The 13,441-nt window shown below is 38.9% G+C and carries 12 protein-coding genes and 1 riboswitch; of the genes, 2 read left to right on the plus strand and 10 right to left on the minus strand.

Translation table 11 applies throughout. From position 1 onward, the window contains the following. Positions 1-211: 211 nt before the first annotated feature. The 5 genes from EQM06_RS10225 to greA form a co-directional block, all read right to left on the minus strand. Positions 212-2,299 carry a hypothetical protein gene (locus EQM06_RS10225; RefSeq protein WP_128746344.1) on the minus strand — a complete coding sequence of 696 codons (2,088 nt, stop codon included), beginning with the start codon at positions 2,297-2,299 and terminating at the stop codon, positions 212-214. A 360-nt stretch (positions 2,300-2,659) separates the two neighbouring features. After that, positions 2,660-3,883 carry a restriction endonuclease subunit S domain-containing protein gene (locus tag EQM06_RS10230; RefSeq protein WP_205666549.1) on the minus strand — a complete coding sequence of 408 codons (1,224 nt, stop codon included), beginning with the start codon at positions 3,881-3,883 and terminating at the stop codon, positions 2,660-2,662. Beyond that, positions 3,870-4,706 carry a type I restriction enzyme HsdR N-terminal domain-containing protein gene (locus EQM06_RS10235; protein ID WP_128746346.1) on the minus strand — a complete coding sequence of 279 codons (837 nt, stop codon included), beginning with the start codon at positions 4,704-4,706 and terminating at the stop codon, positions 3,870-3,872. The genes EQM06_RS10230 and EQM06_RS10235 overlap by 14 nt, the downstream gene beginning before the upstream one ends. A 334-nt stretch (positions 4,707-5,040) precedes the next feature. After that, positions 5,041-6,582, minus strand: a complete 1,542-nt coding sequence (lysS, locus tag EQM06_RS10240; protein WP_128746347.1) for a lysine--tRNA ligase — start codon at positions 6,580-6,582, stop codon at positions 5,041-5,043. 63 nt (positions 6,583-6,645) lie between these two features. Beyond that, positions 6,646-7,119 (minus strand): transcription elongation factor GreA, encoded by a 474-nt coding sequence (gene greA / locus EQM06_RS10245; RefSeq protein ID WP_128746348.1) that lies wholly within the window; start codon positions 7,117-7,119, stop codon positions 6,646-6,648. A 211-nt stretch (positions 7,120-7,330) separates the two neighbouring features. On the opposite strand from greA, the gene EQM06_RS10250 reads away from it, so the two are divergent. Beyond that, positions 7,331-8,272: a DDE-type integrase/transposase/recombinase gene (locus tag EQM06_RS10250; protein ID WP_128746077.1), complete on the plus strand. Its 942-nt coding sequence runs from the start codon at positions 7,331-7,333 to the stop codon at positions 8,270-8,272. A 140-nt stretch (positions 8,273-8,412) separates the two neighbouring features. Further along, a riboswitch (FMN riboswitch) is annotated at positions 8,413-8,520 on the plus strand. A gap of 185 nt (positions 8,521-8,705) precedes the next feature. On the opposite strand, the gene dusB is transcribed toward EQM06_RS10250, so the two are convergent. Together dusB and EQM06_RS10260 are read right to left on the minus strand one after the other, a co-directional pair. After that, a complete protein-coding gene (gene dusB / locus EQM06_RS10255) occupies positions 8,706-9,659 on the minus strand; it encodes a tRNA dihydrouridine synthase DusB (protein ID WP_128746851.1) in 954 nt (317 codons plus the stop codon). A 46-nt stretch (positions 9,660-9,705) separates the two neighbouring features. Continuing rightward, complete coding sequence (locus EQM06_RS10260) at positions 9,706-10,500, minus strand: type III pantothenate kinase (protein ID WP_128746349.1); 795 nt, start codon at positions 10,498-10,500, stop codon at positions 9,706-9,708. A gap of 244 nt (positions 10,501-10,744) precedes the next feature. Between EQM06_RS10260 and EQM06_RS10265 the strand changes: the two genes are divergently transcribed. Further along, on the plus strand, positions 10,745-11,155 hold the full coding sequence (locus EQM06_RS10265) for a ferritin-like domain-containing protein (RefSeq protein ID WP_128746350.1): 411 nt from the start codon (positions 10,745-10,747) through the stop codon (positions 11,153-11,155). A gap of 76 nt (positions 11,156-11,231) precedes the next feature. Here EQM06_RS10265 and EQM06_RS10270 read toward each other — a convergent pair whose 3' ends face one another. From EQM06_RS10270 to EQM06_RS10280, 3 genes are read right to left on the minus strand one after another with little or no spacing between them, the layout of a single operon-like run. Further along, the gene (locus EQM06_RS10270; protein WP_128746351.1) at positions 11,232-11,642 is read right to left on the minus strand and encodes a biotin/lipoyl-containing protein; all 411 of its coding nucleotides are present in this window, start codon (positions 11,640-11,642) and stop codon (positions 11,232-11,234) included. Between the two features lie 12 nt (positions 11,643-11,654). Beyond that, positions 11,655-11,840 (minus strand): hypothetical protein, encoded by a 186-nt coding sequence (locus tag EQM06_RS10275; RefSeq protein WP_128746352.1) that lies wholly within the window; start codon positions 11,838-11,840, stop codon positions 11,655-11,657. A gap of 12 nt (positions 11,841-11,852) precedes the next feature. After that, positions 11,853-13,394, minus strand: coding sequence for an acyl-CoA carboxylase subunit beta (locus tag EQM06_RS10280; RefSeq protein ID WP_128746353.1), 1,542 nt, complete (start codon positions 13,392-13,394; stop codon positions 11,853-11,855). Positions 13,395-13,441: the final 47 nt, after the last annotated feature.

The following is a 13,441-nucleotide window of genomic DNA, read 5'->3' on the forward strand; positions in this document are numbered from 1 at the left end:
TCATGTCAAGCAACCTTTTTTAATTTCTTCTGCAGGTACAGTACCATCCAAAGCTATGGTAATCCATGCAATTTTGATTATGTTATAATCTGGGAATAATCTATTTTCTGATAATAATGATTCTATTAAAATAGGGGCACACCATCCAGTACTGTACTCCCTCATGTTTTAAACAAAGTGACCAACTTTGAATCGCCACCTTAGAACACTATTAAATCTCTGTAATTGGAATATTTTTAGCATGTGCCTCAATCTCCCACTCAAGAAATATTGGAGTACCTAATGGGATATCCTTATTGGATGTTAATACACAATCTACCACCGGCCTAATTCTTTGTGAAATCAATCTACTAATTTTTAAGATGAATTCATTATCATTTTCTATGATACATATTTCAAAATCATTTATCTCATTTCCATGCTGTTTCCAGCTATCTATGCATTTGGAAACTAAAAAAGGATTTGATATCAGTGGAAATATGTCGTTGTTTAATATCAACGGTTCCCCATCAACAGAGAAGTACATTAACGGAGCATAAAATGTGAAACTATCGTTATATATTGATGCAATAATTCGATTATATGGCTCGATTCTCGAATCTATAATCTTCAGAAACTTTTCTGAATTAAAATTTATTATGCATTGTTTATCCGAACAAAATGACATTGACTCTGACGAATATCCTAAGCTTTCTCCTGCTTTATTCGCCTTATCCATTTGATCCTTTAAAATATTTAGCCACTTCTCGGCGTTTTTATTACCAAATCTTTCAATTTTACCTCTTTTGGTAATATAATGCTTATCTCCATTGTCTAAGACATTACAAATGCAATAGTTTCCATCTTCAAAGATATCAAAGTCATTTACAACCATTACCTTACCAGAAGTATTAATAGATTTCATTGATTCCCATACTGTTTTTCCATTCTTAGAAAGTTCAATCCATTTATTTATATCGAACTTATTTAATCCAAGCATTTCATCACTTATTTTTAGGATACTTTCGCCAATAATTCTATCAATTGGTCTCGGACAATCTTTATGAACAAGCCCAGCAATACATGAGGCTTCAGAATTGTCTATCTCAATTAAATATGCATTTTTATCTGTTATGGCTTTACCACAATTAATACATTTATTGTTCTTACTATTCTCTTCAAAACTCTTAAGAATAAGTGATTTATGCATAGTTTCTGCAGCTGTGTTCTTCATTTCACCTTTATTCGCCGGAATCACTACTATCTCTGGCGTTTCATCAAGGTTAAATGTACTTAAAAACTCCTCACATCTACTCTGAGTTGAACTTCTAAACAGTACTTCCAATTCCATACCATTCTGCAAATAAAGCATATTAGGGCTAACATACTTATAATCTCTTTTTTCACTTTTCTCAAAACGATATAGTTCAACAACTAAGATGGTATTTGGCGTCATATTAAAATCTTTTTGAGTTTTATCATTGGGCCTACATACTACATTATCAAATCTTACATCACCTTCATTTAATTCTCGTTTCCATTCACTTATTGCATCTAAAGAACTTATTTTCTCTTCTGATTCTGGCTTTGCTTTATAATCATCAAAAAATTCTTTTAGGCTCTCAACAGACACACTTCTTCTCTTAGCTCCATAGTCTACCGCTCTGGCAATCAAGCCTTCCCAAAAAATAATTGGAGCTATTTGAAGTTTTCCATGAAGCATTAGAAAAATAGTTTTTTCAAAAGCCTCTCCTTTTTCTAAATCCAAAGTCTCTACGTAAGTTTTCATGCAAAGCGATAACAACCCTTGCTCAGAAATATCATCGCCAGTCTGATCTTTATATATTTCTTTTAGATTAGAGCAGAACTTATCAAATGCACCTTTTTCATCTGTATTTAGTGACGAAATAAAATCAAAATTTCGGCTAAGTCGAACTCCATCTAACACCCTACGTAGTTTATGAACGACTGCACCAGATGCTTCTGAACGAGTCATCAGTATATATGCCAAATCAGATGTCCTGTTTTTTATACTTTGTGACACAAACTGTTTGCAGACCTTGTAAAATTCTGATCTTGAATCATCGCTAAGCGTTATATTTCTCTTCATTTGGAAAAAAATTTTTTTTCCAGATTCTAAAATTAAAACTAAATCATCTATACATTCGCATGCTTCAAAATCAATTTTTACGATTTTCTCATCTGCGTTATTAATCCCTAGTATTTTTGAGGTGTCGATTTCAAACTCCATTAGTATCATCATAAATGCTGATACTCTTTGTTGGAAATCAATTCCTGCATTAGTAGCCTGTAATCCCATACTTTCCTCCTCAAAACATTGTTTTTTCGTTATTTACACTCTGGTTTCTTTTTAATCATTGCTTGTACTTCATTTACATTTTCTTGATGTATTACAGTATTTTTTTATATGGAAGATTATCAATAAATTTCCGTTTAAGATATAATTATTGTAGCATTGCTGGCTATTAAAAACCATCGAAACTTTGTCACTTCACAGTCTGATATTTACTCCATTAACTTTGGATTTGTTTCATAATTTCCTGTTTTTGTATTGTAAATTATTAAATGTATAATCATAAATGATCATACATTTTGTGAATTTCTTAATATACTTTGTCTACAGTCTGGGCACCTAAGATTTCTTAGGTGCTTTCGCTATCTACTGTTTTATTGTTTTTATTATCATTTCATCAATTTGTTTCCTTAGCTGAAATATTTTTTCTTTTATGTTATCCTGTTTTCTTATTTCAGCCTGTATATCGCATACTATTTTTTCTTGCGTTTTAATATCAGGAATAGGAACCATAAAGTCTGATAGTTCTCTTGGAGACACTTTTACCATCGTTTGATTCTTCCCTTTGGAGGCGTACTTAAAATAGAGCCTTCCAATAAAAGAATTTATTGCATATGCCATATACGGGGTATTTATGTTTGAATCAAACGTAATTTTAATCATCAAGTCTGGGTAAATAGTTGTTGGCACTTCGTCGTCAATAAAGGCAATAGATGCCAATGAGACCAAGTCAGTTGTGTTTCCCCTACTTACAAAGAAATTCCCATTTGATATTACATACTTTTCAAAATCTTTTTTATACTCAGAACTGTATTTTGGATTATCAAAGGAAAGAGCTCCCGTCTTGTTAATGGCATCCAATCCTAACACTTGATAGTCACCACTATCCTCCGAGCAATCTGGTGACCACCCATTTTGTGTATCCAATATATGTAATCCCAATGGCTGGCAGCAACCTACTTCTCTCGTCAACTCGTTTTGGATTTCAACAGCTTTATTCCACCTATAACTTAATCGGCAATTAATATTTTTATCTGAATATGAGTTGAACGATATAGTTTGCTTTTTTGAACAATCTATTTCGTACAATTTCATCGTATTAATCTCAAATTCACGTTTAAAAACTGAATCAATTATCTCTTGTGCAGTAAGAATAGAATCATTTAGGCTATCGATCTCCCTTTCTTTATTTGCAATTAAATCAGATATTCGTTCTTGATTATCAAAAATAGTGTCTATGATTTTTTTGCTGAAACGCATATCTTTCAAATCATCTTTACTTAGTGTTGCATATCCCGTATATCCTTTTCTAATTCGGGCAATAGAAACCATATCATGATAAAACAGGGATTTTAAACAATAATATAAAATTTGCGGACATTTTCTTGCTTTCAGCCGTAAAAAAGCCGTTGAGAAATAAATATCTTTATCCTTATCTCGTATGCGTATGAATTTCCCCACAATTGCGGGGTCTTGTGGCAAAAGGAATGATATAAGTATATCATTTTCGTCAACACACATAATATCGCCCTTTTCAATTTTTTTGTAATAGCTATCCTCTAATAAATTTCTACTATCAAAAAGACTCATAATTGTCGGTATCATCAACAAAAGCTAAGGATTGAAAATCATATGTATCTCCATTGACCTTTTCGTCCTCGTCCTGAATTTTAGCTAAGATCAGGTTTGTGAGAGATGAGAAAACATCGTTATCATCTGTCCCCCCACCGCCCCATAAGACATTGTGTAATTCCGTCTGTAAACTATTTAACAATTGATGTGTAAAATTGGTTTTAAGATCATGGGCACTACCTTTTTTATATGGGATTTTCTGTGCCTTCCCATACTTTACAGGAATTGCATTGCTATATTCTTTAACAGTTTCCCAATCCTTAAAAGTTGGATATTTTTCATAATCAATTATTATGCATTCATCGTTAATGTCACTTCCTGCGACATTAATTGTATATAACATAAGATACTTTACTTTCCTTCGTTCAGCCTGCTCCATTGCGGCAACCTTAAATAATTGACGTTCTATTATCTGTTCTCTATCTTCATCTGCATAGGCCTGCGGTGATTTTAATTCAATAAAAAGAAAAGCATCTCCATTTATATCTCTTACAATAAGATCAATAATACTCGTGTTTGTATGGGGTCTTCCTGCCTCGTACACATGTTCAATTTCAATTTTTGAAAGTTCATATCCATACTCGTTGCAAAGTTTTGTCAATAAACAAGCTCTTGTGATTTCTTCATCGCCTTTAATTTCATTAATTTTCTTTCCTATAATTAATCCTGAATAACTAATATTCTTTGTCGAAAAATCAAAGTTCTCTACCGCTTGAACGGTCTGCGAATTAATGAATTTTTTAATAGCGTCTTTTTGTGCTATAGTAATAGTATAGTCCACTACTTTTTCCTCCTAAATGTCTGCAACTGTATTTTTTAACCTGCAATACCTGTGAGCTGGAATAATGGTTTTATTATTCATTGAAAATACAATCCTTACCACAATCCATTCTATATAACCCAAATACTTTTATTAAACTAAGAGTATATATTGTCATTACTGATTATTGATATTTTGGTGATACTTTTATTGCTTTCTATCTTTTATAAAAAGACCGATAGATTAGCCTACCGGTCTTTCAAAAAAGTCAACTTTCTGTCTCTTCTCATTATTTGGGCGTAAATTGGGCGTATAACAAGCTTTCCAAAGCTCTCAAGCCCAGTGTTTAGCCATCTTATTTATCAATTGGCTTCATTGTCGGGAACAATATAATATCTCTAATAGATGGAGCATCTGTAATAAGCATGATCACTCTATCTATACCAATTCCAAGCCCGCCCGTAGGAGGAAGTCCCACTTCCAGTGCGTTGACAAAGTCCTCATCCATCGGATGTGCTTCATCATCTGTTCCATCGTCAAGCTGAGCCTGCTGTGTCTTGAACCGTTCATACTGATCGATTGGGTCGTTCAATTCGGAGAACGCATTGGCAATTTCCCAGCAGTTCACATACGCTTCAAATCGTCTGGTGATTCTTGGATCTTTCGGATCCCGCTTGGCAAGCGGTGAGATTTCTACCGGATGTCCTGTTACAAAGACCGGTCCGTCCAGATATCCCGGTACATCCTCACAGAATTCTTCAAACATTTCTGCCAGGATTTTTCCTCTCGTCATGGCTTTCACTTCGTCTTTATCCATTCCCTGCTTGACAGCCGCTTCTCTGGCTTCTTCGTCTGTTACGATTGCAGAGAAATCAACACCGGTGATTTCCTTTATAGCATCTGCCATATCCAGTCTTCTCCAAGGCGGCGTCAGGTCAAAAGTTTTGCCTTGATATTCGATGACCATACTGCCTGTGGCAGCCAGAGCTGCTTTTGAAACAACCTGCTCCGTCACCTCCATCATGGTGTCCATATCCGCATATGCCATATAGCATTCCATGGAAGTGAATTCCGGATTGTGATTTCTGTCCATACCCTCATTTCGGAACATCTTTCCCATTTCATACACTCTGTCCAGACCGCCGACGATCAGTCTCTTCAAAAATAATTCGTTGGAAATACGAAGCTTCATGTCTAAATCAAGGGTGTTGTGATGAGTCGCAAAAGGCCTTGCATTCGCTCCCCCCGCAATGGTGGTCAGAATAGGTGTATCTACTTCCAGATATCCGTAATCCTTTTCCAGTACATCCTTAATGGCATGAATAATCTTGGAACGCTGTACAAACGTATTTTTTACTTCGGGATTAACGATCAGATCCACATACCTTTGGCGATACCGCTGATCCTGATCCTTTAGCCCATGGAATTTATTCGGCAGCACCTGCAGCGACTTTGAAAGTAATACGATTTTGTGTATTTTAATTGAAATTTCGCCATGTCTTGTCTTGAACACTTCACCTTCCACACCAATGATGTCACCGATATCATATGTCAGAAAAATCTCGTATTCTTCCGGTGTGATCGCATCCTGTCGTATATATCCCTGAATTCTGCCCAGTTTGTCCTGAATATCAATAAAGGAGGCTTTTCCCATATGCCTGTTGGCCATCATTCTGCCTGCACAAGAAACGGATTTTCCTTCCATTTCTTCAAAGCTTTCTTTGATATCCATGCTATAATCCGTTACATCCCAGTTTTCGATCAAAAATGGATTTCTGCCCATATCTTGAAGTTTTTTTAGCTTTTCTCTTCTGATCAGTCGTTGTTCGTTAAGCTTTTCTTCTGAAAGTTCTTCTTCCACTTCCGGATTTATATTTGTGTTTTCTTCTGTACTCATAGTATACCTCTTCCATCTTCTCTATATTGTGAAGCCTGGCAGTCAGGCTGCTTCCAAGTAATCTTACTTGTATATATCTAAAATTTCGTAATGCATAAGGCCGTCAGGTACCTGAATTTCAACTGTTGAGCCTAGTTTTTGTCCCATCAGTGCACTGCCTACAGCAGATTCATTTGAAATCTTCCCCTCGAACGGATCTGCTTCTGTGGAACCAACTATCGTGTACTCAGTTTCGAGGCCGGTTTCCTGGACCTTAATTTTGACTTTCAGCCCAACGTTGACATGGTCTTTGGGCATTTCGTTTTCATCTATAATCTTTGCTTTACGAATCATGGTCTCAAGCTTATGGATTCTTTCTTCCAATTCTGCCTGCTCATTTTTCGCAGCATCATATTCCGCATTTTCAGACAAGTCACCATAGGAAATGGCTTCCTTTAATCTTTCTGAAACCTCTTTACGCCTTACAGAAACTAGCTCTTCGTGCTCTGCTACAATTTTATCGTAGCCATCTTTCGTTAGCAATATTTCTTCTGCCATATTTCCAATCTCCTTTCGACCTCTGTCGTATCGTAATATTATACTCTTTGCGCCATGTAAAGTCAATCATAACCTTATTTTCCTAAATTTGTTTTTGTAGGATTACAATACATGTGTTACATTAAGACAAAAAATAAATACGGGAAACGCTAAAATTATGTTATGCTTAATTCACCACAAACCAAAACATCACAAATTGGAGGTCTCCCGTATGGCAAGTATAACACAAGATATGAAATATCGTCTATCCTTAATTAAATATGCTCAAAGATTTGGCGTTACAAAAGCTGCTATCAGATATCATCACAACAGGCAATATATTTATCGTTGGTTGCGTAGATATGATGGCTCTATTGAGTCCCTGAGAGAACTTTCTCGTAAGCCTCATTCCCATAAAAATCAGCATACTGCAAATGAGCTTAAACTCATTCATGATATGCGTCGTAGGAATCCAAATGCAGGTCTTGTTGTCTTTTGGGTCAAACTGCGACAGCGGGGATATTCCAGATCCATTACTGGGCTCTATAGAGTACTAATCAAGCAATCTTTGATCCCTAAGAAACCTCAGAATCCTAAATATATTGCTAAAAAATATGAGCAAATGGAGTATCCAGGTCAAAGAGTACAAATTGATGTTAAATTTGTTCCATCCTCTTGCCTTGTTGGCGAAGCTTCTGATAAGAAATTCTATCAATATACTGCTATTGATGAATTCTCTCGTTTTAGATATCTTGCTGCTTTTGAGGAACACAGCTCTTATTCTGCTTCTGAATTCCTTAAACAAGTTGTTAAAGCTTTCCCATTTAAGATCGAATGTGTTCAGACCGATAATGGGCAGGAATTTACAAAACGTCTTGGTACTTCTAAAAATCCAACGTTAACGCTATTCCAACGAACTCTTAAGGAACAAGGTATTATCCATAAAATGATAAGACCTTATACTCCAAGACATAATGGTAAAGTGGAACGCTCACATCGTAAGGATAATGAATATTTTTATGCGATAGCAAAGTTCTACTCATTCAATGATTTTAAATTACAACTAAAAAAGCATAATGCAAAGTACAATAACTTTCCTATGCGCCCTTTGGGCTGGGTTTCCCCAAGAGAAACTCTATTTAATTTTTTGAAGCACGGTGTAACATATGTTTGACAAACCTACAAACCTTATTTTCCTAAATTTGTTTTAACCAGATTTCAGCTAAAAAAATTTCAATCCACCGCAATTTAAGAAGTATAAAATCGGTTGAAAATCCAATGAATATATGTTACCATAATTGTAGTTAAATATGTATATTTCTTCTAGAAGAGTGTTCTCTACTGGCGGTATAGCCCGCGAGCCTCGGCCAATTCGTTTTGATCACGAAGCCAACAGTAAAGTCTGGATGAGCGGAGAAAGCAATCAAATGCTTTCTATTTGCATACTCCGGAAGAAAAAATAGACGGCATCCGCAGGATGTCTTTTTTAATGCGCAGAAAGGAAAGGCGATATGAATACAATACAAAAACAGTAAAACCCCAATCGTTTCTTTATCAAAACGATTGGGGACTTTGATCCTCTAAATTTATATTCAGGCTGACCTGCCTTAGCTTAATTGTTTCAAAAGCTGATGGATTTCTTCAAAGGTCTTCTTCTGATTGAGCTCTGAACGCAGATGAGCAGAACCCTTTATCCCTTTCAGATACCATGAAATGTGCTTTCTCATTTCCCGAACGCCTACGTATTCTCCTTTTTCTGCAAGAACATATTCGCACTGCTTGCGGATTATATCCAGCCGCTCCTGTACTGTGGGCGGCTCCGGTTTGGGCTGCCCTTTCCAAAGAGCACACGCTTCTCTGAAAATCCATGGATTTCCTTGTGCGCCTCTGGCAATCATCACCAGGTCACAACCGGTCTGATCCAGCATTCGCAGTGCATCCTCACCGGAGAAAATATCTCCATTTCCGATAACAGGTATCCCAATGGATTTCTTCACCTCAGCAATCTTAGACCAGTCTGCTTTTCCCGTGTAGTACTGTTCTCGGGTCCTTCCATGAACAGCCACCGCCGCAGCGCCGGCAGCTTCCGCTGCTCTGGCCACTTCCACCGCATTGATGGAGTTCTCATCAAATCCAATACGAATCTTAACGGTAACCGGTTTTTTTGCTTCTGCTGCCGTAACTCGAACCAGCTCATAAATTAACTCCGGATTCTTGAGCAGGGCGGAGCCCTCTCCATTCTTTACAATTTTAGGTACGGGACATCCCATGTTGATATCGAGAACCGCATTAGGTCTGTCCGCTAACTCTCTGGCCGCATAGGCCAATATATCCGGCTCACTGCCAAATATCTGATAGGCCACAGGATGCTCATCCTCATACGTCTTTAATAATCTGTCCGTATTTTTATCCTTATAATAAAGACCCTTCCCGCTGACCATTTCTGAATAGACCATGGCCGCTCCCATATGCCGGCAGATTCTTCTGAAGGAGGAATCGGTCACGCCCGCCAAGGGAGCCAGCAGAAACGGATTCTCCAGTTTTACATTTCCAATCACTATTTCTTTCAATTATTACTACCTCTTTGCCGGCTGAAAATTTCCATCCTTATTTTTTATGTCCCTTATTCTTTTGATATATCAGCTGTAAGCCTTCCAATGTCAGCATTTTGTCCACATGATCGATGCAGTCAATACCTTGCTCAATCAGGCTGGCAAGACCGCCGGTAGCCACAACCGTAACTTCTTTACCGCTTTTGGTGAGATCCGCCAGTTCCTTTTTCATTTTTTTTGTAATATATTCAACCATTCCCATATGTCCATATACAAGTCCGGACTGCATACTCTCAATCGTATTTTTACAGATGGCATGACCGGGTTCTTCCAGTTCCACCTTAGGCAGCTTCGCTGTTTTTTCAAATAATGCATCCGAAGCAATCTTTACGCCCGGCGCAATGGTACCGCCCAAATATTCTGCATTCTCTGTGATGGCGCAGAACGTTGTTGCCGTCCCAAAATCTATTACAATAAGCGGTCCTCCGTATTTAGCATATGCCGCAACGGCATTTACTATCCGGTCTGCGCCCACTTGTTTAGGATTATCGTATTTCACAATCAGACCTGTCTTTATTCCCGGGCCGATCACAATGGCTCTTTTATGGAAATATTTCATGGACAGATGCTGAAGCGTGTACAAAATGGACGGAACGACTGTTGATATGATTACATCCTTTACTTCCCGAGTTTCCAATCCCTCATAGGTAAATAACTGGTTGATCACCATACCATACTCATCGGCACTTTTATTGTTATCTGTTTCCAGCCTCCAATTTTGAATGAGTTCTCCGTCTTTAAATACACCTAAAACAATATTTGTGTTTCCTACGTCAAATGCTAGTAGCATGGTCTTTCTCCTTTGCTCATGCGTTCATTAGTCCGGTTTCCACTCAATGGATAACCACGGCTTTTCTTTGGTAAAAATTTAACTAGATTAGTATACCCTTAAACCACTTATATTTCAATAATTTTTTGTAAAAATCAGCTTAAGGAGTTATCGTCCCATTGTATAAGAAGGTACGCTGCATGAAAAGAATTCTATTACATATATTGTACTATATGCTTTCACTTGATAAAAAGGAGGGATTTCTTTGGATTCAGAGTTACTTGAAAATCTGCGGACTTATATCAGAACTGAACTGGTAGACGCCGATTTATACCGCCAATTAGCACCCATGGCTCCCAATGAAATGGAAATGAATTTGATCATGGAGATGGCTGCAGATGAGCAAAGTCATGCGGATGATTTTAAGCTGATTTATAAAGATCTGACGGGAGAGATCTATCGCCCCTCTATACCGGCTATCCATCTCAATGCGCCTTATTCGGATATTCTTCGGGATCGTGTTATCGATGAGACCGGTGATTTCAGGAAGTACATGCATGAGCATCAGGAATATTTCCAGAACGAAGCGTTGAGAGAAGCCTTTTTCAATGCAGCGGTGGACGAAAATGTCCATGCGGTACGGTTATTAAATTTTACAAATAACCCGGAACAATAACGGCGATAAAAAAATAAGCGCGGCACTCCGTTCCAGAACAACCGCACTTATTTTCATTTCTCGTTTTAATAAAGCCTTATTTCATAGTGATCAGAATGTCTTTTGCATTTACGGAAGCTCCTTTAGCAATCTGAACCGTATCAATGATTCCGTCTGCCGGTGCGGCAATTTCATTTTCCATTTTCATGGCTTCTAAAATCACTAAAACCTCTCCGGCCTTTACAGCTTGTCCCGGAGCGACCTTTACCTCAAGAACCGTTCCTGGCATAGGGGAAGCTATTGTTTTCGCATCGGCTGCAGCTGCTGCGGGTCTGACCGCCTGCACAGCGGCAGCTTTCGGTACGGCGGGAGCTGTCTTGGCTTCCTTCGCTGCCGGTTTCGCTATGGGTCTTGAAGCTGCCGGTGCAGCAGGAGCTTGAGCTCCTCCGACTTCTTCCACTTCCACTTCATAGGTATTTCCGTTTACTTTTATATTATATTTCCTCATCCTTTACTCTCCTTACATTCTCCTGCTTTCCATACAATCTGCTATGCCGGCCTTACCCCAAAGATTTCCGCTGACTCTGGTAATTTTCCGTATCGCAAATGTACCGACTGCAGCTCCTGTATCCCGTTCATATGCCGCAATGGCTGCTGAAATTACTGCCGCCAGCTCGGCGGACTTTTCTGTTGATGCTCGTTTCACAAAAGCCACCCCCTAAAGCGGAATATTCCCATGTTTTTTAGCAGGTAAGGACTGTCTCTTGGACTTGAGCATGTCGAAGCCGCTGATAATCCTCTGTCTTGCGGTGGACGGCTCAATAATGTCATCCACATAGCCCATTTCAGCCGCTCTGTAAGGATTGTTAAAGATTTCTTCGTATTCGGCAATTTTTTCTTCTCTTTTTGCTTTTGGATCCTCTGCATTTTTAATTTCTTTTTTAAAGACGATGTTGGCAGCTCCGGCCGCCCCCATTACCGCGATCTGTGCGGAAGGCCATGCCAGAACTAAATCGGCTCCCAGCTCTTTGTTGCACATCCCGATATAGGCTCCTCCGTACGCTTTTCTCAATATCATAGTAATTTTAGGAACCGTCGCTTCACAATAAGCGTAGAGCATCTTTGCTCCATGACGGATGATACCGCCGAACTCCTGATCCATTCCCGGTAAAAATCCCGGTACATCTTCGATTGTCAGCACCGGAATATTGAAGGCATCACACCTTCTTATAAATCTGGCTGCTTTATCCGACGCATTGATATCCAGACATCCGGCTCCCACATGCGGCTGATTGGCGATTACACCGACTGTGGTTCCATCCAGCCGGATAAAACAAGTGATGATGTTCTGTGCATAAAGAGGCATCACATCATAGAACTGTCCCTCGTCGGCCAGGTTTGTAATGATGTCATACATATCGTATGCTTTGTTGGGATTTTCCGGAATAATCTCATTGAACTCCGGAATCAATCGATTGGGGCTGTCATTCGTAGCATATACCGGTGCTGTTTCCAGATTGTTAGACGGCATGTACGAAAGCAGCTCTCTGACCTGAATAAGGGTTTCCGTATCGTCTTTTCCGATAAAATGAGCCACTCCGCTGGTGGTATTATGAGTCATGGCGCCTCCCAGTGTTTCAGCAGTAATGTCTTCACCGGTCACCGTTTTGATGACCTGCGGTCCGGTTATGAACATCTGGCTGGTCTGATCTACCATAAATATAAAATCTGTAATAGCAGGAGAATAAACGGCACCCCCTGCACAAGGCCCCATAATGACCGAAATCTGAGGAATCACTCCAGAAGAAATCGTATTGTTATAAAAGATTTTACCAAAGCCGGAAAGGGCGTTGACCCCTTCCTGAATCCTGGCACCGCCCGAATCGTTCAATCCGACAATGGGCGCACCCATTTTCAAAGCCATATTCTGTACTTTCACGATCTTCTCCGCATGATACTCGCCAAGGGAGCCTCCCAGTACGGTAAAATCCTGAGCATATGCAAATACCAGTCTTCCGTTCACCATGCCATAGCCGGTTACGACTCCGTCTCCCGGAGCTTTTTTATCCTCCATATCAAAGTTATGGCATCTATGGGAAACGAACACGTCCATTTCTACAAAAGTGTCTTCATCGAATAAAACCGCCAGTCTTTCACGAGCTGTCAGTTTTCCGCCGGCATGCTGGGCATCTATTTTCTTCTGCCCGCCGCCCATGGCGATTTCTGCCTTGAGCTTTAGAAGCTCATCAAGCTTGTTCATATATACTTCCTCCTAACAAATTTCTGTATGCGCCCTGCAAATCCGCA

This window comes from Aminipila luticellarii, from assembly GCF_004103735.1.
Classification (GTDB): domain Bacteria; phylum Bacillota; class Clostridia; order Peptostreptococcales; family Anaerovoracaceae; genus Aminipila; species Aminipila luticellarii.

What these genes read in the sequence shown, in the direction of transcription:
- EQM06_RS10225 (WP_128746344.1), bottom strand. Translation starts at nt 2,299, where the DNA reads ATGGGATTACAGGCTACTAATGCAGGAATTGATTTCCAACAAAGAGTA.
- EQM06_RS10230 (WP_205666549.1), bottom strand. Translation starts at nt 3,883, where the DNA reads ATGAGTCTTTTTGATAGTAGAAATTTATTAGAGGATAGCTATTACAAA.
- lysS (WP_128746347.1), bottom strand. Translation starts at nt 6,582, where the DNA reads ATGAGTACAGAAGAAAACACAAATATAAATCCGGAAGTGGAAGAAGAA.
- greA (WP_128746348.1), bottom strand. Translation starts at nt 7,119, where the DNA reads ATGGCAGAAGAAATATTGCTAACGAAAGATGGCTACGATAAAATTGTA.
- EQM06_RS10250 (WP_128746077.1), top strand. Translation starts at nt 7,331, where the DNA reads ATGGCAAGTATAACACAAGATATGAAATATCGTCTATCCTTAATTAAA.
- EQM06_RS10260 (WP_128746349.1), bottom strand. Translation starts at nt 10,500, where the DNA reads ATGCTACTAGCATTTGACGTAGGAAACACAAATATTGTTTTAGGTGTA.
- EQM06_RS10270 (WP_128746351.1), bottom strand. Translation starts at nt 11,642, where the DNA reads ATGAGGAAATATAATATAAAAGTAAACGGAAATACCTATGAAGTGGAA.
- EQM06_RS10280 (WP_128746353.1), bottom strand. Translation starts at nt 13,394, where the DNA reads ATGAACAAGCTTGATGAGCTTCTAAAGCTCAAGGCAGAAATCGCCATG.